The organism is Haloarcula sp. JP-Z28, from assembly GCF_011440255.1.
Classification (GTDB): domain Archaea; phylum Halobacteriota; class Halobacteria; order Halobacteriales; family Haloarculaceae; genus Haloarcula; species Haloarcula marismortui.
In genome coordinates this window covers 25,440-42,779 of record NZ_JAAOHT010000019.1, presented here as the reverse complement: position 1 = coordinate 42,779, position 17,340 = coordinate 25,440, and the positions used below count along the sequence as shown (strand labels likewise).

17 protein-coding genes are annotated in these 17,340 nt (G+C 61.6%); 9 read left to right on the top strand and 8 right to left on the bottom strand.

Features of this window, described 5'->3' with window-relative positions; all coding sequences use genetic code 11:
• Positions 1-111: 111 nt before the first annotated feature.
• Positions 112-699, bottom strand: coding sequence for a hypothetical protein (locus G9463_RS24480; RefSeq protein ID WP_011222591.1), 588 nt, complete (start codon positions 697-699; stop codon positions 112-114).
• A gap of 241 nt (positions 700-940) precedes the next feature.
• Here G9463_RS24480 and G9463_RS09700 point away from each other — a divergent pair, with 241 nt between their 5' ends.
• The 3 genes from G9463_RS09700 to G9463_RS09690 all read left to right on the top strand — a co-directional run bounded on the left by G9463_RS09700 (position 941) and on the right by G9463_RS09690 (position 3,503).
• The gene (locus G9463_RS09700; protein ID WP_011222592.1) at positions 941-1,345 is read left to right on the top strand and encodes a helix-turn-helix domain-containing protein; all 405 of its coding nucleotides are present in this window, start codon (positions 941-943) and stop codon (positions 1,343-1,345) included.
• A gap of 161 nt (positions 1,346-1,506) precedes the next feature.
• Positions 1,507-1,866 carry a thioredoxin gene (gene trxA, locus G9463_RS09695; RefSeq protein WP_004965691.1) on the top strand — a complete coding sequence of 120 codons (360 nt, stop codon included), beginning with the start codon at positions 1,507-1,509 and terminating at the stop codon, positions 1,864-1,866.
• A gap of 212 nt (positions 1,867-2,078) precedes the next feature.
• Positions 2,079-3,503 (top strand): FAD-dependent oxidoreductase, encoded by a 1,425-nt coding sequence (locus G9463_RS09690; RefSeq protein WP_004965688.1) that lies wholly within the window; start codon positions 2,079-2,081, stop codon positions 3,501-3,503.
• Positions 3,504-3,518: 15 nt separating this feature from the next.
• Here the strand turns inward: G9463_RS09690 and G9463_RS09685 are convergent, their stop codons facing one another.
• From G9463_RS09685 to G9463_RS09670, 4 genes are all read right to left on the bottom strand, one after another.
• Positions 3,519-6,104 (bottom strand): calcium-translocating P-type ATPase, PMCA-type, encoded by a 2,586-nt coding sequence (locus G9463_RS09685; RefSeq protein ID WP_165896583.1) that lies wholly within the window; start codon positions 6,102-6,104, stop codon positions 3,519-3,521.
• Between the two features lie 222 nt (positions 6,105-6,326).
• Positions 6,327-6,761 (bottom strand): pyridoxamine 5'-phosphate oxidase family protein, encoded by a 435-nt coding sequence (locus G9463_RS09680; protein WP_165896582.1) that lies wholly within the window; start codon positions 6,759-6,761, stop codon positions 6,327-6,329.
• Positions 6,762-6,887: 126 nt separating this feature from the next.
• Positions 6,888-7,790 carry a universal stress protein gene (locus G9463_RS09675; protein ID WP_165896581.1) on the bottom strand — a complete coding sequence of 301 codons (903 nt, stop codon included), beginning with the start codon at positions 7,788-7,790 and terminating at the stop codon, positions 6,888-6,890.
• Positions 7,791-8,043: 253 nt separating this feature from the next.
• Positions 8,044-8,493, bottom strand: coding sequence for a DUF2267 domain-containing protein (locus G9463_RS09670; protein WP_004965680.1), 450 nt, complete (start codon positions 8,491-8,493; stop codon positions 8,044-8,046).
• A 214-nt stretch (positions 8,494-8,707) separates the two neighbouring features.
• On the opposite strand from G9463_RS09670, the gene G9463_RS09665 reads away from it, so the two are divergent.
• The 5 genes from G9463_RS09665 (at position 8,708) to G9463_RS09645 (ending at position 11,459) form a co-directional block, all read left to right on the top strand.
• Positions 8,708-9,187, top strand: coding sequence for a pyridoxamine 5'-phosphate oxidase family protein (locus G9463_RS09665; protein WP_004965677.1), 480 nt, complete (start codon positions 8,708-8,710; stop codon positions 9,185-9,187).
• A gap of 168 nt (positions 9,188-9,355) precedes the next feature.
• Positions 9,356-9,778 carry a universal stress protein gene (locus G9463_RS09660; protein WP_007188444.1) on the top strand — a complete coding sequence of 141 codons (423 nt, stop codon included), beginning with the start codon at positions 9,356-9,358 and terminating at the stop codon, positions 9,776-9,778.
• A gap of 138 nt (positions 9,779-9,916) precedes the next feature.
• On the top strand, positions 9,917-10,237 hold the full coding sequence (locus G9463_RS09655) for a hypothetical protein (protein WP_004965673.1): 321 nt from the start codon (positions 9,917-9,919) through the stop codon (positions 10,235-10,237).
• A 57-nt stretch (positions 10,238-10,294) separates the two neighbouring features.
• Positions 10,295-10,861: a nitrous oxide reductase accessory protein NosL gene (locus tag G9463_RS09650; protein ID WP_165896580.1), complete on the top strand. Its 567-nt coding sequence runs from the start codon at positions 10,295-10,297 to the stop codon at positions 10,859-10,861.
• A gap of 70 nt (positions 10,862-10,931) precedes the next feature.
• On the top strand, positions 10,932-11,459 hold the full coding sequence (locus tag G9463_RS09645; protein ID WP_007188442.1) for a helix-turn-helix domain-containing protein: 528 nt from the start codon (positions 10,932-10,934) through the stop codon (positions 11,457-11,459).
• A 74-nt stretch (positions 11,460-11,533) separates the two neighbouring features.
• Here G9463_RS09645 and G9463_RS09640 read toward each other — a convergent pair whose 3' ends face one another.
• The 3 genes from G9463_RS09640 to G9463_RS09630 are packed head-to-tail and all read right to left on the bottom strand — an operon-like array spanning position 11,534 to position 14,978.
• A complete protein-coding gene (locus tag G9463_RS09640) occupies positions 11,534-12,346 on the bottom strand; it encodes an ABC transporter permease (protein WP_165896579.1) in 813 nt (270 codons plus the stop codon).
• Positions 12,343-13,068, bottom strand: coding sequence for an ABC transporter ATP-binding protein (locus tag G9463_RS09635; RefSeq protein WP_004965665.1), 726 nt, complete (start codon positions 13,066-13,068; stop codon positions 12,343-12,345). Before G9463_RS09635 ends, G9463_RS09640 begins: the two co-directional genes overlap by 4 nt.
• Positions 13,065-14,978 (bottom strand): NosD domain-containing protein, encoded by a 1,914-nt coding sequence (locus tag G9463_RS09630; protein WP_165896578.1) that lies wholly within the window; start codon positions 14,976-14,978, stop codon positions 13,065-13,067. The genes G9463_RS09635 and G9463_RS09630 overlap by 4 nt, the downstream gene beginning before the upstream one ends.
• Before the next feature lie 205 nt (positions 14,979-15,183).
• Between G9463_RS09630 and fdhF the strand changes: the two genes are divergently transcribed.
• The gene (fdhF, locus tag G9463_RS09625) at positions 15,184-17,253 is read left to right on the top strand and encodes a formate dehydrogenase subunit alpha (protein WP_165896577.1); all 2,070 of its coding nucleotides are present in this window, start codon (positions 15,184-15,186) and stop codon (positions 17,251-17,253) included.
• Positions 17,254-17,340: the final 87 nt, after the last annotated feature.

Below are 17,340 nucleotides of genomic sequence, written 5' to 3'. Positions count from 1 at the left end.
AATAGAGTCGTAAATGCTGGGTATACAGTCACCAATCTCCAGATGCGGTCAGATGAGGATGATGACTGTTCAACATAGAGAAGACAGAGGGAGATCGACGAGAGAAGACAATCATTCAGTCTCGCGTCGAACAAGGTTCCCGAGAAGAGCGTCGCCGAAGACAAGAACGAGAATTGCGCCGACGAGATTGGAGACGAGATCGAGCAGCGTGTCAGTCTTTCCGTAGGAGACGAGTATTGGTTCGAGACCGACTCGGCGCGACGAAGCGTGAATAATGTACTCCATGAATTCCCAGAGGATGCCCATGGTAACGACACCGGTAATGACCCGCTGCTCCGGGTCTACGCCCAACCGCCGCGAGAGTACGTGAATAAGCCCACCAAGAACCGTCGCCGAGTGAATATGGGTCAGATTGTCCCACCACCAGATATCGTCGTACGGGCCGAGCATCCCGACAGCGTGTGTCAGCATCGCTGTCTCTACGTAAATCCGCTGCCACGGCCGAAATTCAACGGAACACCGCCGTTCCAAGATGTCTGGCAGATACGCTCCCCCGAAAGCGATGAGAGCATTCACAACCGCCCCAGGGCTCCGCCTCCGGATTCCCTCGGCGAAGGATACAGCGATACCCGTGCGGATCGCACTCCTGAGTAACCCTGTGACGCCCGGGGAAGGTGTCCGAGATGCAGACCTGCTCATACCTCACTGGGCCGCATGTGTCGCGTGGCTGCCAAAGCAGTGTGATCGTATATCATTTCCGAGGGCCTCGTTTTCTATTTCTGTCAGTGAGGAGGGAGCTACCGCAGAAATACTTTGTGTCATTCATTCTACAAGCTGGCCGAGGCTTCCAGCGAACCGTTCGCTGGCAGCTTTTGCGTGCAGTTGTGCGAACCGTACACAAGTCTTATAACTGCGTAGCGGGTAGAAAAAGGTGATAACGATGCCAGATTCGATGTCTGAACAGCTCCGGCGGGATATGCAGTGTGAGGGCCTATTAGAATGTTTCCACGGACTCAAGGAACTCGACAAGGAGTGCTTTCGGGCGCTTGTCGAGGCTGAGGAACCACTGACCGTCGACGAACTCGCCGATGCAGTCGATCGTGAGCGCTCAACCGCGTACCGCGCCGTCCAGCGGCTTCTCCAGACGGGCTTCATCGAAAAAGATCAGATCAACTACGACCAGGGCGGCTACTACCACGTCTACTCGCCAACAGACCCGTCGCAGATAGCAGACGAGATGCAGCGGATGCTCAACGACTGGTACGCGAAGATGGGCCAGCTCATTCAGGAATTCGAGAACAAGTACGAACAGTCCGAGTCCACAGCCCCGACCGTCGAAAGCTAACGCCGCGTCCTTCTCTCTATCATACTCTGTCGCCCCCGACCCAGGCGGATTTCTCTCTGTGAAGCGGTAACTGACCCACTTCGTCTGGCCGGGCAGCAGTATTCATAGTATTGTGCAATCTGTACAAAGACTTATTTGACGCTGCCGCGTACATTCAGGTGATGGCAACTGATACTGCATCCGACGCTGGAACCACCACGACAAACGAGCCACTTCACATCGACGGAGCAGACCAGCTTGATGATGTCGTTAATAAGTACGACCTCGTCCTCACGGACTTCTATGCCGACTGGTGTGGCCCGTGCCAGATGCTCGAACCCGTCGTCGAGACATTGGCCGCAGAAACTGACGCGGCTGTCGCCAAAGTCGATGTTGACGCCAACCAGCAACTCGCTCAGTCGTACGGCGTCCGGGGCGTGCCGACGCTCATCCTGTTTGCCGGCGGTGAGCAGGTCGAAGAAGTCGTCGGCGTCAAAGGAGAAGATGACCTCCGGGCGCTTATCGAATCCTACGCGGAATAACGAACCGGTGACACACAGGGCTCGTCATCGTTGGCTCTGGAAGCGTGAGAGTTGGTCACCTCGTCCATATGCAGTCGTGACAGCGGGAGACAGGCAGTTTTTGCGGCGCGGAAAGACCAACGAATAGCGTTGAATCCGTGTCGGGCACAGCGGCATCACGGGTTACCTACACCACACTCAACCATTAGTACCGTAGCGAGACGAGAGTCTGTATGACTGACCCGTTCGTGGTCATCGGTGGTGACGCAGCCGGGCTCAGCGCTGCGAGCAAGTTCGCCCGCGAGGCACCGGACCGTGACGTGATTGTCTTCGAAAAAGGCAAGTGGGTGTCCTATGCCCACTGCGGGACACCGTATTACGTGAAGGGGACTGTCGAGCGGCTGACGGACCTCCTCTCGCTGTCGCCCGAACAGGCGGCCGAGCGGGGTATCGACCTCCGCCGGAACCACGAAGTCGTCGGCGTCGACACCGACGCCGAGACGGTTGCCGTCGCCCACGACAGCGAGACGTTTAGCCAGCCATATGGCGACCTGCTGGTCGCGACAGGGGCACGCGCGATGACTGGACCGATACCGGGGACAGAACTCGATGGTGCGTTCACGATGCACGGACTTGATTCGGCTGCTTCGGTTCGTGCCGCGCTGTCCGAGCCGGGGGAATTCGCCGTCGATACGAGTATCGAGTACGTCGACACGGCGCTCGTCGAGAAGTACACCGACTGGGAACCACCGGAGCGAGTCGCCATCGTCGGCGGCGGCTACGTCGGCGTCGAGATGGCCGAGGCGTTCCAGGCTCACAACATCGAGACACATCTCTTCCAGCGGTCGGGCCACCTCCTGCCGCCGTTCGGGGAAGCAGTCGGCGAGCGCGTTGCCCGCCAGCTCCGGGAGCAAGGCGTGATACTGCATCTGGACACCGCCGTTGAGGAGATTGTCGGAAACAGAGACGAGCGCGTCACGGCGGTTGCCCATGACGGTGGCACCACCGATGTGGACCTCGCGCTGGTCGGTATCGGCATCAGGCCGAACACGGCCCTCCTCGCGGACACGCCGGTCGACCTTGGCTATTCAGGCGCGATAGCGGTCGACGAGTACGGGGCGACGAGCGTCAACAGGGTCTACGCCGCCGGGGACTGCGCCGAAGACCGCCACGCCGTGACCGGCGAGCCTGACTGGGTTCCCCTTGGACTGACCGCGAACCGGGCTGGTCGCGCAATCGGGCAGACCGTCGCCGGCGACCCCTCACTTGTCGGCGACATCGCCGGAACAGCTGTCGTGAAGGCGTTCGACCTCGAATGTGGCCGCGTGGGCCTCCTCGACCACGAACAGGCCAGCGCCGCCGGCTTCGACCCGGTGTCGACGACGGTCACGGCTGGGTCCCGGTCAGGGTACTACCCCGGCGGCGACGACACTGACGTGACCCTCGTCGCCGATCGAAATAGTGGTCGCCTGCTGGGCGGCGCACTCGTCGGGGAAGACCGGGCGGCGATACGTATCGACACGCTTGCGACGGCCATCGAGGCAGACATGACTATCGACGAACTCGAACGGCTAGACCTGGCGTACGCCCCACCGTTCAGCCCCGTCTGGGACCCGGTGCTAGTCGCCGCGAAAGTGCTCAACGGACAGCTGGAGTGAGGGCGGCCCGACCCGTTACAGCCGCTTCACCCCGCTGGCAACCGCGAGATACAGCGGTAAGGCGAGTAAGAGGACGCCACCGATCAGCCCCCAGTCGACGAGTCCGAGTGGGACCGTCCCGAAGTAGACGTTGAGCGGGGTGTACAGGACGGCAAGCTGCAGGAGTATCGATCCACCGACTGCGGACGCCAGCCAGCGATTTGAGAGGGTCGGTGTCTCTCGGAGCCAGCGGATCACGTACAGCTTTTCGAATTCGAGGAAGACGAAGCCGGTGAATACCATTGTCATCGCGTAGGGCGTGACTGCGGATGCGCCGGCAAGCGTGACCAGTAGCAGGCCGAGCATTACCAGTGTCGAGATGACCCCTGTGCCCCCGATGAGGGCGAGCATATCGTGGTCAACGATACCGCGATCCGGGTCCCTAGGCGGTCGCTGCATCACGTCACCGCTTTTGGGGTCGGCCCCAAGCGCAAGTGCTGGCAGCCCGTCAGTCAGGAGGTTAATCCACAGCAATTGAACTGCCGGCAGGACGAGGTAGCCAAAGAGCGAGGCGATGAAGACGATGGCGACTTCGGCCACGTTGGCACTCAACAGGTAGCCGACGAACTTCCAGACGTTATCGAAGATGGCTCGCCCGCGCTCGATTGCCCGCTCGATTGTCGCGTAGTTATCATCCAGCAAGATAACGTCGCTGGCCTGTTTAGCCACGTCAGTCCCACGGACGCCCATCGCGACACCGATATCGGCGTTTTTCAGCGCGGGTGCGTCGTTGACCCCGTCGCCCGTCATTGCCACAGTGTGACCGTTTGCCTGCAGCGCCTGCAGAATCCGGACCTTGTGCTCCGGGGACGTGCGTGCGAACACGTCGACAGACTCGACACGGTCGCGGAGCGTGTCCTCGGAACAGTCCTCAACATCGCCGCCTTCCATCACGCGCTGGCCCAGACCGAGTTCGCCGGCAATGGCTGCGGCGGTCCTGACGTTGTCACCGGTGACCATCTTCACACCAACGCCTGCACGCTCGGTCGCCACAATCGCGTCGGCGACTTCCTCGCGGGCCGGGTCGATCATACCGACCAGCCCAGCGAAGGTCAGGTCGTCACTGACATCGTCGGCATCGCCAGTTGTGTCATCCCGTTCCACTACGTCGACATCCTCTGTGTACGCCACTGCGAGCACCCTGAGCGCGTCGTCAGCGAACGTACCGACCTGTTCTCTGATCTGCTCAGCTCTATCAGGGGTGAGGTCCGCCGGACCGGTATCGGTGAGGACGCGGGCGCACTTCAAGAGGATGACTTCAGGCGCGCCTTTGACGTAGACCGTGTCATCGTGAACAGTGCCCATCCACTTGCGCTCCGACGAGAACGGGATCTCGTCCGTTCTCGGGTTCGCTTCACGGAGGCGTTCGACATCGATTCCGGACTCGGTAGCCGCCGTGACGATGGCCTGCTCCGTCGGGTCGCCTGCTTCGAGCGTCGCATCGCTGCACAGTGTCCCTGCGCGGAGCACCGTAGCAACGCGGTCCGGCAGGGCGTCCCCGTACATTTCGTCACTGTCGACAACGGCGTCGTTGACCCAGATCCGACTGACTGACATTCGCCCCTCGGTCAGCGTCCCGGTCTTGTCCGTACAGATGACATCGACGGAGCCCAGCGCCTCGACGGCGGGCAAGCGCCGTACGAGCGCGTTCTCGTCGGCCATTTTCCGGACACCGAGGGCCAGCGTTAGCGTCACAACCGCTGGCAGTCCCTCGGGAACCGCGGCCACAGCGAGCGATATCGCGGTGAGTGCCGCCTGAACCAGTTCGGTCCCCCGGAAGACTAAGAGTGGAACCACAAGTGCAGCAAGCACTATCACGCCGATGCCGAGCGTGCGCCCGAGCGTGTCGAGTTCCGTCTGCAGCGGTGTGTCGGTTTCCTCCGTCCCCGCGAGTTGGCGAGCGATGGCCCCGACCTCGGTATCCATCCCGGTTGCCGTGAGGACGGCCACGCCCGAACCGCGTGTGACGTTCGTGCCCTTGTACACCATCGATTCACGCTCCGCAAGCGGTGCATCGGCGTCTACTGGGTCAGTTCCCTTCGAAACCGGGGTACTCTCACCAGTGAGCGCTGCTTCGTCGACCTCCAGAGACTGACAGTCAATCAGCCGAGCGTCGGCTGGAACGACATCGCCGCTCTCCAGTTCGATAACGTCGCCCGGGATGAGTTCGGTCGCGTCGACCTCAACGGACTGGCCGTCGCGTCGGACTGTCGCTGTTGGTGCGGTCAATTCTCGCAGGGATTCGAGCGTGCCCTCTGCACGGTAATCCTGAACGAAGCCGAACAGCCCGTTCCCGACCACAATCACGGCTATCAACACTGCGTCGACTGCGTTGCCCGCCCACACGGACAGTATCGCGGCCGCAACGAGAACCAAAATAAGGGCGCTATCGAACTGGGCGACAGCGATGTCGAGTGGTGTCCGTTCGCTCCCCCGTGTAATCTCGTTCTCGCCGTATCTGTCGCGTCGAGTTCGGGCTTCCGATGCCGAGAGCCCAGCAGACTCGCTGTCGAGCCGCGAAAGAACGTCGGTAGTTGGTTGCGTGTGGGCGGCTTCGGACATGGAACTCTGATCTGCCGCTGTGTTGATATGTGTTTGCCTCCACAGTACGGCGGTTCTGCGCTGAGACGCTGGTTTCGACGGTTGGACGGTCGTGTTTGGTTCGTGACAGCCGCATCAAAATGAGCGAGCAAGACCAACTTCGAGACGCCGATGTGACGGTGAGTCCTGAAATCGTGTAATGTAACCCCCAGTGATGAGTGATTCGTGGGGGGCCGTCTCGCACTAGGGTTCGGTCCGTCCCGTGAGGTCATCCGGCACGAGACGGTAGAATCCGAAGTCCACTTCGCGGAGTGGGCGTTCGAAGATGTCGATAATCGGAATTTCGACGTGTTCGAGCCCCGCTAGCGTTTCCGTCTCGATTCCTTCCCGCTCGATGTCTTCAAGTCGACCGCTGGCGACCACACTCTGCCATCCGGTCTCCGTCTCGTGATAGGTCACGAAGGTCGCTGGACGGTCGCTGAGTTCGCCTTTCGACTTCTCCGTCCCAACAGCCAACCGGAAATAGAAGATGGTGGTCGGCGTGTCGTACCCATATGAGACCGGAACCGAGTGTGGCGGCGCGTCACCGTCGGCGAGCGAGAGGACGCCCGTCCCCCCGTTGTCCAGAAGCGCGTCCCGTTCCTCGTCGGTCATCGTAACCGGGTTTTCCGCGGACATAGTTATTGTCACGACAGGAACAACAATAAGTGCATGGTCGTGTCGTATCTGCCTGCCGCCCCGCTGGGGACATGGCGGACAGCGTACGCAGTCGGACGCTGACAGACAGAAACGAGTGTCCCTGTTTCAGGCCTCGTCGACACGCTGGTCTCGGGCGTTGACTGCCAGCACAGGCATGTCGGCGTGTCTGATGAGCCGTTCTGTCGTGCTTCCCATGATGAACCGATTGAGCCCAGTTCGACCGGCCGTCCCCATCACTATCAGATCGATGTCGTTCTCCTCGGCGTAATCGAGGATATCCGCCGCCGGGAATCCATCGACGACCTGTGTGACAGTTTCGACGCCGGATTCGCGGGCTCGCGCTGCAATCCGCTCGGTGACTTTCTCACCCTGTGCTTCCAGCATATCAATCAGGTCTGTCGGCAACGTGTATTCCGAACCGGTCGCAACATCGCCAAGATTGACGACGTTCAGAGCATGAAGGCGGGAATCGAACTGCGCCGCAATCTCGCAGGCCGGTTCGACAGCGGCTGTTGCGGCTGTGCTTCCGTCCGTCGGGACGAGAATATCATCGTAGGAGTCGGTCTTGCGACTCTGTTCGGTGACGCGGACAGTGAAAACGGGGACATCGGCGTGCCGAACAACGCTCTCTGTCACGCTCCCGGCGAGATATCGCCCGACACCTGTGCGACCGTGTGTGCCCATTGCAATCAGGTCTATATCGTGGTCGTCGCGGTATGCACATATCTCGTCGGCGGGATTACCCGTGCGGATAGTCGTCTGTATCGCTCCAGCGGCGTCCACTGCGTCTGTGATGGCCGTGACTGTGTCTTCGGCGTCGGCCGTCATGCGGTCGAGTGTCTCGTCTTCGAGATCGCCGCCGCTGAATGGCCCGCCTGCTGTTCGTGTATCGATGACAGCCATGACGTGCAGGCTCGCGCTGAACGCACGTGCAAGCGCTGCCCCGTGTTCAGCGGCCCGGGTCGCGTGTTCGCTGCCGTCGGTCGGAACCAGAATTGAATTAAACATCGCTGTGTTTACACCTTGTTGCTGTCAGTAAATAAACTGCAGTCGCGATTCTCACGCTATTAGAAATCCAGTTGTTGAGGGCGGCGTCTCGAGTGTCTCGCACGCGTTTACAACAGTTTTTGTTGGTATGTCTCCCAGAGTTTGAGCGAACGAAACAATCGGACAGAGAAGAGCAGAATGTATCAGAAAAATAGTCATCTGGAAAATACCATGAGATGGGCTACTGGTTGTCCATCTGATAGTCTTCAGCGAACTATTGCGGGCCACCGCCAGTTTGCGCCTCTTCGGCTTCACCCCAGCCACCGGCATCAACCATTCTGAAGAGTTCACGCCAGTTTTCAGCGCCCTCGCTTTCAGGCAGTTGGTCACGGAGGTCCTGAAAGTCAGCGGCTGGAACCACAGCGTGCGTCAGGTCAACAACGACGCGTGCGTGATACGCTGCGTCCGACGGGTCAACACCCTCTATGTCGGCAACGCGCTCGACGAACTCCGTCCAGTCAAACCGCTGGCCGTGGTCGTGGACAGCACCGGTCATGTACCAATTGATTTCCATCGGGAGCGAGGCGGCAAAGTCCTCGGCGTTTTCCTCCGGGATGCGCTGTCCCAGCGGCAGCAGTGTCGCGCGAATCGCACGAACGGCCTCACCAGTGCCGGGTAGTTCGAGCCTGTGCTGTATTTCACCGGTGAACTCATCGTAGTCCATGCGCTAATGTTGGGATTCCGACACTATAGAGGCGCATGAAACTTCCCACTGCATGAAAATGAGTGGGCATACGTACTACCGGTCGACGAGTAACGGGCGGTTTTGTCGGTCCAGCAGTCTCTGCCACATGACAAACTGCCCTGAATCGCCCGCTCTACTTTTTTTAGCGTGGGGTTGCATTCGTGATACGTAACTGGATGATCAGACGCGACCTATGACAATCGACCAACTAGCGGAGTACGGACTCGAACAGATGGACGAGGACGAGATTCAGGCATTTCTCGCGACACACTCAACCGGAGTTCTGGGGCTTCCGACGGCAGATGTTCCGTATCTGCTGCCGCTATCGTATGGCTTTGACGACGGGGCGTGCCTGTATTTCACCTACCTGCTGGGCGAATCAAGTCAGAAAGCGGAACTGACTGAGCGGGCCGGCCGCGGCCGGTTTCTCGTCTATGACATCGACACCGCGTTTGAGTGGCAGAGCGTGATGCTGGCTGGCGATATCAGCAGTGTGCCAGAGGACGACTGGTCGGAGATCACGGCGATGACACAGAACGCCTGGCGGCCCAACACGCTCCAGACGGCTACCACCTCCGGCGGGGTCGCACTCTACGAGTTCGAGATAACGGAGCTTGCCGGTATCCGACAGACCGGATTGGCGCCCGACTTTCGGGAAAATATCGAACCATGACTGCGCTGGCTCATGACAAAAGGCCGTATGCGCTCTTGAAAGCTCGATAGACAGCATCTCGACGAAATCTAGCCGCTGATCTGTAGACGGCCGCAGTATGTGACAACAGATTATTATCGTTTGAGATTCGTCAGCGGATTGAAATAGGATGGCGCCCCTTACTCTAGTATGTACGACACGATTGTGGTTGCGACCGACGGGAGCGCTGACGCGAACCGCGCAGCGACACACGCACTTGAACAGGCTGAGCAACACGGTGCCGAGCTTCACGCCGTCTTCGTTGTCGACACGGACCGACACGCGGAGCCGGCCCTGAGCAGTATGGAGCTGGAAACCATCGAGGTCGAGGAATGGGGGAACGATGAACTCGCAGAAGTCGCCGAAAGAGGCGACGCAGTTGACGTTGAGGTCACGACTCGTTGCTGCCACGGGAAACCGTACGTGGAGATTATCAGCTATGCCGACGAAGTCGACGCCGACCTGATAGTGCTCGGATACCACGGCCATTCCCACAGCAAAGGCGACCAGATCGGAAGTGTGACCGACCGGGTCGTCCAGAACGCGGGACGCCCGGTTCTGGTGGCGACCTGAGAGGACCACACACCTGTTCGAACGGGTAGTCACTGGGATATCGGTGTCCAGAACACATCCTAGACTGGGATTCAGGCGCGACAGCGACTGCGACCGAAACCGATTCCAGTGCGACCGCTCGAAACGTACTCTTGAAAGATGCTCCAACCCACGGCTGATTGGATCGGCCCCGGTCAAACGGCGCTGTTGATCGCCGTGCTGAGCCTCTCTGCGCTCGGAACGCTGGCGCTGTTTTCCATCGCCGCAGTCAGTACATACCGCCGCCGGTCGCGGCCGTACGTGCTGTTGACCGTCGCTATCGGGTTGCTGGTATTTCGGTCTGTGGTCGGCATCGGGACCGTCCTCGGTGCTGTCCCAATGGTCGTACACCACCTCACTGAACACGGGTTCGACTTCCTCATCGCGCTACTGGTACTGAGTGCGATCTATTCAGTCGCGCCGCCGAGCCTCCCCGACTGACCGCGTTTCGACGGTCGCACCATGAACCATTTGGTGTCGTTCAGCGTAGCATCTAGTATGTCTGAACATGCAACAGGCCTCACACGGCGATGCTTCTTGACCGGGACTGGGACTGTGGCAGTCGTGTCACTCTCTGGATGCCTGGGAAACAGTGAAGAAATCGACCCGGTCAGCATCGAAAGCGGCCAGAACTGTGACCAGTGTGGGATGGTCATCGACCAGCACCCGGGTCCGGTCGGCCAGACGTACTACCAAGACAACACGCCCGAGGGCCACGACCCGCCGGCACGGTTCTGCAGTACGACCTGCACGTATCGCCACCGATTCGCCAAAGAGCAATCGGGGTGGACCCCCGCGGAGACGTTCCTGACCGACTACAGCACAACCGATTACGAGATTCGGACCGACGGGGGCAAGACAATTATCTCCCGGCATCTGGAGGCCGAGGCGTTCGCGCCGGTGGGGCAACTCACCGTCGTTGCGAACTCCGACGTGGAGGGCGCGATGGGGACGGCTATCGTTCCGTTTAGCGACAGCGCAGACGCCGAGTCATTTGCCGAAGAGTACGGCGGTCAGACCCTCCCCGCAGAAGACATATCGCGAGAACTGGTTGGCGGGATGTAGGCGAGTTCCCACGCGGTGAGAACGCCCGATACCCTGTTGTCTCGGTGGGTGGAAAGCTATCTTGAAGACTATGTCCACGGTTACTGAGCAAGTGCGTTCCCATGTCGATTCCAAACCGGGAGTCCATTTCAACGCACTTGCGGCCGACCTCGATATTGCGACCGGGCAGGCACAGTATCACCTGCGGAAACTGCGCCGTGCCGGCGATATCGTCGCCGAAGAGATTCAGGGTAAAACGCACTATTACAGCCGGGAGTACGACCCCTGGGAGCGACGTGTGCTTGCCTTTGCCCGGCGGGAGACCGCGCGGACGATTCTTCTACATCTGCTGGAAGCGGAGTCCCTGTCGGCAGACGAACTGGCCGACCGACTGGGCGTCGCCCGGAGTACTGTCTCCTGGCACGTTTCGGCACTGGCCGACGCGGCGATACTCGAAAAGTCGTACGGGGAACGGGGGCGTGTTGTCGTGGCTCTGAGCGATCCGGACGCGACACAGCGGCTGCTCGCGGTGGTCCGACCATCGCTTACGGACCGTCTCATCGACCGGTTCACGCGGCTGGTCGACGAAGGGCTCGCAGCCGCCTCGGACGACGACTGAACTGCTACTCTCGGCCGTAACTACTGCGGGATATTCAGAGGACGTCATTCTTTCCGGGCTTACAGCCGTCAGTATCAGGCCGCATCCGTCGCAAGCATCGCCCCCACAAACGTGAGTCCCCACCAGAACAGGAGCGAGAGGGCGGCGACCCACGTCGGGACGAACGCTGAGCGGCCCGGGACAGCGACGTACAGGACCTGATCGAACACGAGGCCGCGGTACGCCCCCGCCGGCGTCATGGCGAGCGCGCCGCCGAGCGTGCCCGTGGTGACGCCGGTGTCAAGCGCCGCGAACACCGCGAGGTCACTTCCGACAGTGAGGACAAGCAGCCCGGCGAGTGCAAGCACGAGTGCTCGGCCCCGGCTGCCGGCGAGCGCTGACAGCAGGAACGCGATAGTCAGCGACGAGAGCGCGTACAGGACTGTTAGTGCGATGAATCGGATGAACAGGAACGGGGAATCGACACCGCGGTGGCTCGCAAACACCGTCGTCTCCGGTCCTGCAGTCGTCGCTACGTTGATGCCCAGCGCCAGCAACGGGACGACGACAATGGTGAGCAACAGCAGGGCACGGCCCGCGTACACCCCGCCGACGTACGACCACGTCGAAAGCGGGTAGGTGTCAAGTATGTCGAGTTCTCCCCGGACGGCGGGGTCGGCGATGGCGCGATAGCCGACAGCGAAGGCAAGCGTCGGTACGAGGACTTCGACGGCAACGAGTGTATCAACGACGGTGGGAACGTAGCCGCCGGCGGGGCCGCCACCGGCATGAGCGAGCCCGAACAGGACAATCCCCGTGACCAGCCCGAGTGCGAGATAGGTGCGTGTCCTGACCGCACTGCGGACTTCCCGCACGAAAACGGTCCAGAACCGGTTGCCCTCCGTCATGCCTGCTCTCCCTCCGGCGCAGCGATAGTGGCTCGGTCCTGTTCCAGAAGCGCTGTGAACGTCTCGTGGAGCGGCCCGCCGGTCTGTTCCCGAAGCGATTCTACCGACCCAGTCCGCACGAGACGGCCGGATTCAAGGACTACCAGCCTGTCGGCTGTCTCCTCGACGAGCGGCAGTTCGTGCGAGCAAAGAACCACGGCACGACCGGCGTCGGCAATCGACTCGATGATGTCGAATATCAGTCGGCTCATTGCCGGGTCGAGCCCGCTTGCCGGTTCGTCGAGCATCACAATCGGCGGGTCGCCGGCCAGCGCCTGTGCGATTCCCAGAAGGCGCGTCATGCCCCCGGACAGCCCGGACACGGGGCGGCTGGCCACTTCTTCGAGGCCGACGCGTTCCAGCAGTCGGTCCGGGTCGTCGTCGACGAGGTCCGCGTAGAACGCGGCAGTCTCCCGGACGCTAAACCCGGGCCGGAAGGTCGGCCGCTGTGGCAGGTAACCCAGTTGCCGCTCGGCATCAGGTCCGCTGTACGAGACGGTGCCGCTGGTGGGTCGCTCGACGCCCAGAAGTATGCGCAGAAGCGTCGTTTTCCCGGACCCGTTCGGGCCGATGAACCCGGTCACGGCGTCGGACGGCACGTCGAGTGACACTTCCGAGACGGCTGTCACATCACCGTACGTTTTTGTGATTTCGTTTGCCGTGAGGTACGTCTCGCCAGTCATGCTGCCCCCTCCATCGATGTCTCGTTTCGAAGACGCCTGACGGTCTCAGGATTCGCAGGGTCTGCCAGCGGAGCCCTGTCGACAATGCTGCCCCGGCGGAATCCGGGCGTGGTGCCGCGGAGCGCCCGGAGCCCCCGGACACTCGGTGCCGCCCTGAGGACGACCGCAGCGTCGGTCTGGTGGAGACGGCGGTCGACAGAATCGGTGGGCGAGTAGGACTGGGCCAACACCGGGCCAGTCCCGCCAGTGAGATCGTACGCGCCGCTCCAGTAGTTCCCCCTGCCGTCGTGCGTGTACACGCGCAGCGGCCCCGGTCCCGAGATAGCGTGACGGTCGTTCGCGATGAAATCGTTCTCGGTGACGATGTTCGACGGGACGACTGTTGAGGCCCGCACCCCGATGTCATTCCCGTAGAGGACGTTGTGCTCGTACAGTGACCGGTCGGCGTTTGTCGACATCGCCTGCGTAGTGTCGACTACCACGTTGTGCGCAATATAGCTCCGGGACCCGGCTAACATGACGCCGCTGCCGGAGTGGCGCACGTCGTTCCCGACGATGGCGTTTGCCACGGGATTCGTCATGACGACGACGCCGGCGTACTCCTGTCCCCGAGCAACGTTGTCCGAAACGAGCGACCGGGAGGTGTACATCAGGTGGACGCCAAAGCGGTTGTCCCTGAACGTGTTGTTCCGGACGGCGGTCCCATCGGCCCGGTGGAGGTACACGCCGTCACGCCCGCCGTTGAAGACCGAATCCTGCACGACAATCGGGCCGTGCATCCCGATAACGCCCATGAACCCGTCCTGCCAGTCTGCCGTCCCGTTGACCGTGACATTCTCGACGACCGCGCCGGGTGTCCGCCGCAGCACGACGCCGCTGGCGGGTGTCTCGACAGTGATGTTCGCAACGTAGAGCCCGGACGCGTTCCGGCCGGTCACGGCGGCATCGCTGTTGCCGTAGGCGGTCGTGACGGTGGCGTCCCAGGCGCTGTCGTTGCTCTGTGTCGGGTCGCCGACCGTCGTGTTGCCGATGCCAGTGATTTCGAACCCAGTGACGCCGACGCGGTCGGCAGTCACGGTCACGACAGTTCCGTTGCCGCCCCCGTCAAGCGTCGCTCCGGGACCGCTGAGGGAGAGTGGCTTGTCTATCATCACCTGTTCGTTGTAGGTGCCAGCCGGGACAACGACGGTCGTATTCGGCGGTGCCGCATCGACGGCGGCCTGAACCGTCGGGGCGTCTGCTCCAACTTCGACCGAGACAGGTCGGTTTCGGTGCTGTCGTGCCGCCTGTACAGTGGCGTCCGCATCGCTTCGTCGCGGGCCAACCTGTTCTCGGACTGCTGCCGCCTGTTTGAGGTCAAACGAGTAGGTCTTGAGCGTCTCCCAGTCGATTATTTGCCCGCCGCACGTCTCGGTGAACGCCGCGGCATCGTCCCGGTCAGCGAAGGGCACAACTGCCGGTCCGGACGGGACTCGCGCCGAGCCATCGACAACGTAGTGGGCCTGATTGGCTTCGACCCAGTCCGGCGGTGTGGCGGTCCGGAGCGAGCCATCGTCGCCGCACCTGACCGGCCTGTCACTGTAGTCTGAAACGTACACCGCAAGTGGATAGCCGAACTGCTGCTCGTGGCCCGGTTCCGTAAGCGCGGTCACGGCCTGACCGATACCGACGTAGCTGACGACGTAGCGGTACTGTGAGTAGAAGACTTGCGCGCGGGGGACGCTGATACTCCGATTCCGGGCGATCTGTTCGTCGGCCGCCGTAACACCGCGTTGCACAGTGTTATCGAACGCCACTGGTTCGGGGCGGGCGCTGGTGGTGTCGACGGCGAACGACGCAGCGAAGACCAGTGTACTGAGAGCTACCGCGAGTAGCGCGAAAACTTGCACAGTCGTCAGAGCTGGTCGCATCTACCGGCACTACGAGCGAGGTCCCATTACAGTATGTGGTGTGGCTCTCGAAACTGGCGGCGCACCTGCACACAGGGCCAGCCACACCAGTCCAGACCCCAGCTCTGACAGCGTCCGAGTGGTATGGGTATCCTCACGGTGATAAAATCGCCCACGTTTTACCGCCTGACTACTTGTAGCTGCGCTTCTACTATGTTACATAGAAATGGGCACCGACCAGAACCGAAATCCCCGGGCCGAGCAGACAGTCTGTCCGTACTGTGGCGTTGGCTGTACGATACAGTACGCGGGCAACGGGAAGGCGACCGGCACAGCGGGGCCAGTGAACACGAAAGGAGAGATATGCCCAAAAGGCGGAGCCGCATTCGACGTAGTCGAACACGAAGACCGGCTAACCGAGCCACTGGTCCGGGAGAATGGGCGTTTCGTCACCGCACTCTGGGAGACCGCCCTCTCTCGCGTGACCGACCAGCTCGGGGAAGTCATCGACCAGCACGGGCCAGACGCCGTCGAGTTCTTCGCGTCATCGAACTGCACGAACGAGGAGAATTACGTCTTTCAGAAGATTGCGCGGATGCTCGGCACCAACAACGTCGACAACTGCGCTCGTCTCTGTCATTCGTCGACCGTGGCCGCGATGAGCGAGCGCCTCGGTGCCGGGGCGATGACGAACACACTCGATGACCTCGCCGAAACCGACTGCCTGCTCGTCACCGGCGCGAACCCGGCCGAACAGCATCCTGTCATTTTCCGTTCGTACTTTCTACCGGCGATTCGCAACGGCGCCACGCTCATTCATATCGACCCGCGCGAGACAGACACGACCGAGGCCGCCGACATCCACCTCGACGTTCGCCCCGGATACGATATCCAACTGCTCAATTCGATGGCGAAGGTCGTCCTCGATGAGGGGCTCGTCGATGAGTCCTTTGTCGAGGAACGGACGACCGGTTATGCGGACCTGACAGCACATCTCGATGATGTCGACGTCGGGTCGGGTGCCGACGTGGCCGGCGCCGACCCGGAAACCGTTCGGGGGGCAGCCCGGGCGTACGCCGAGGCCGATAGCGCGGCGATTGTCACCGGAATGGGGATGAGCCAGCACACGTGTGGGACCGACAACGTGCACGCGCTGTTGAACCTCGCGCTGCTGACCGGCAACGTCGGTCGCCCGGGCACGGGCGTGAACCCGCTCCGTGGCCAGAACAACGTCCAAGGGGCCGGCGACGTCGGCGCGCTTCCCAACGTGCTCCCCGGATACGAGCCCGTTACTGATGCGGATGCCCGACAGCGTCTCGCCGACGAGTGGGGCGTCGAACCGCCGAGCGAGCCCGGCCTGACGGAGACGACTGCAACACACCAGTTCGGTGACTCCGTCAAAGCTGCAGTCGTCTTCGGTGAGAACCCGGCTGTCACGGAACCGAACGCCAGTTCTGTCCGGGCCGGTTTCGACGACCTCGATTTCTGCGTCGTCATCGACCTCTTCGAGACAGCGACCGTCGACCACGCCGATGTCGTGCTCCCGGGAAGCAGTTGGGCGGAGAAGGCAGGGACGGTGACCAACACTGACCGGCGGGTGATGCGGATGCGGCCGAACGCTGACCTGCCCGGAAACGCTCGCCGTGACCTCGACATCCTCACCGGCCTCGGCCAGCGGCTGGTCAGCCAGTCAGACGCGTTCGACTACGACGGTCCGGAAGCGGTGTTCGAAGAGCTAACGCGGGTCAATCCGCTGTACGCCGGCATGAGTTACGACGGCATCGGCGACAGCTACCAGCGGTGGCCGTTCCCGGCGGACGCCGATTCCGGCACCGACGTTCTCCACACGGAGACGTTCGCTTCGGGCCAGCAAACCGCGCCGCTGCGCCCGGTCTCGCCGACGCCGCCAGCCGATGCCGTCTCCGGGGAGCAACTCGTCCTCACGACGGGGCGCGCGCTCCAGCAGTTCAACAGCGGCGCGCTCACCCGCCGGTCGGAGACACTTATGCGAATGCGTGGAGAGGACGTCCTCGAAATCCACCCGGACGATGCCGCCGCTCGGAATATCGAGGACGGCGATACTGTCGTCGTCGAGAGCGAGCGCGGCAGAGTGACGGTGTCGGCGGCCGTGACGGCGGCTATTCGGCCCGGGGTCGTGTTCTGTACGTTCCACTATCTGGATCCGCTCGCAAACGCCCTGACCGGCGATGCCCTCGACCCTGTCGCCGAAATTCCAGAATATAAGCATTCGGCGGTGCAGGTGCAGAAGTCATCGGCTAGCACAGACGATAACTAACGGGTCCGGAGACGCTCTGGAGAAACTCTGAAGACGCCTGAGAGGGGCGAAGACGTAGGTCTGGAGAGTAGCATCCAACTCGGTGAG

What these genes read in the sequence shown, in the direction of transcription:
- G9463_RS09685 (WP_165896583.1), bottom strand. Translation starts at nt 6,104, where the DNA reads ATGTCCGAAGCCGCCCACACGCAACCAACTACCGACGTTCTTTCGCGG.
- G9463_RS09690 (WP_004965688.1), top strand. Translation starts at nt 2,079, where the DNA reads ATGACTGACCCGTTCGTGGTCATCGGTGGTGACGCAGCCGGGCTCAGC.
- G9463_RS09680 (WP_165896582.1), bottom strand. Translation starts at nt 6,761, where the DNA reads ATGTCCGCGGAAAACCCGGTTACGATGACCGACGAGGAACGGGACGCG.
- G9463_RS09665 (WP_004965677.1), top strand. Translation starts at nt 8,708, where the DNA reads ATGACAATCGACCAACTAGCGGAGTACGGACTCGAACAGATGGACGAG.
- fdhF (WP_165896577.1), top strand. Translation starts at nt 15,184, where the DNA reads ATGGGCACCGACCAGAACCGAAATCCCCGGGCCGAGCAGACAGTCTGT.
- G9463_RS09640 (WP_165896579.1), bottom strand. Translation starts at nt 12,346, where the DNA reads ATGACGGAGGGCAACCGGTTCTGGACCGTTTTCGTGCGGGAAGTCCGC.
- G9463_RS09650 (WP_165896580.1), top strand. Translation starts at nt 10,295, where the DNA reads ATGTCTGAACATGCAACAGGCCTCACACGGCGATGCTTCTTGACCGGG.
- G9463_RS09645 (WP_007188442.1), top strand. Translation starts at nt 10,932, where the DNA reads ATGTCCACGGTTACTGAGCAAGTGCGTTCCCATGTCGATTCCAAACCG.
- G9463_RS09635 (WP_004965665.1), bottom strand. Translation starts at nt 13,068, where the DNA reads ATGACTGGCGAGACGTACCTCACGGCAAACGAAATCACAAAAACGTAC.
- G9463_RS09700 (WP_011222592.1), top strand. Translation starts at nt 941, where the DNA reads ATGCCAGATTCGATGTCTGAACAGCTCCGGCGGGATATGCAGTGTGAG.
- G9463_RS09675 (WP_165896581.1), bottom strand. Translation starts at nt 7,790, where the DNA reads ATGTTTAATTCAATTCTGGTTCCGACCGACGGCAGCGAACACGCGACC.
- G9463_RS09655 (WP_004965673.1), top strand. Translation starts at nt 9,917, where the DNA reads ATGCTCCAACCCACGGCTGATTGGATCGGCCCCGGTCAAACGGCGCTG.
- G9463_RS24480 (WP_011222591.1), bottom strand. Translation starts at nt 699, where the DNA reads ATGAGCAGGTCTGCATCTCGGACACCTTCCCCGGGCGTCACAGGGTTA.
- G9463_RS09660 (WP_007188444.1), top strand. Translation starts at nt 9,356, where the DNA reads ATGTACGACACGATTGTGGTTGCGACCGACGGGAGCGCTGACGCGAAC.
- trxA (WP_004965691.1), top strand. Translation starts at nt 1,507, where the DNA reads ATGGCAACTGATACTGCATCCGACGCTGGAACCACCACGACAAACGAG.
- G9463_RS09630 (WP_165896578.1), bottom strand. Translation starts at nt 14,978, where the DNA reads ATGCGACCAGCTCTGACGACTGTGCAAGTTTTCGCGCTACTCGCGGTA.
- G9463_RS09670 (WP_004965680.1), bottom strand. Translation starts at nt 8,493, where the DNA reads ATGGACTACGATGAGTTCACCGGTGAAATACAGCACAGGCTCGAACTA.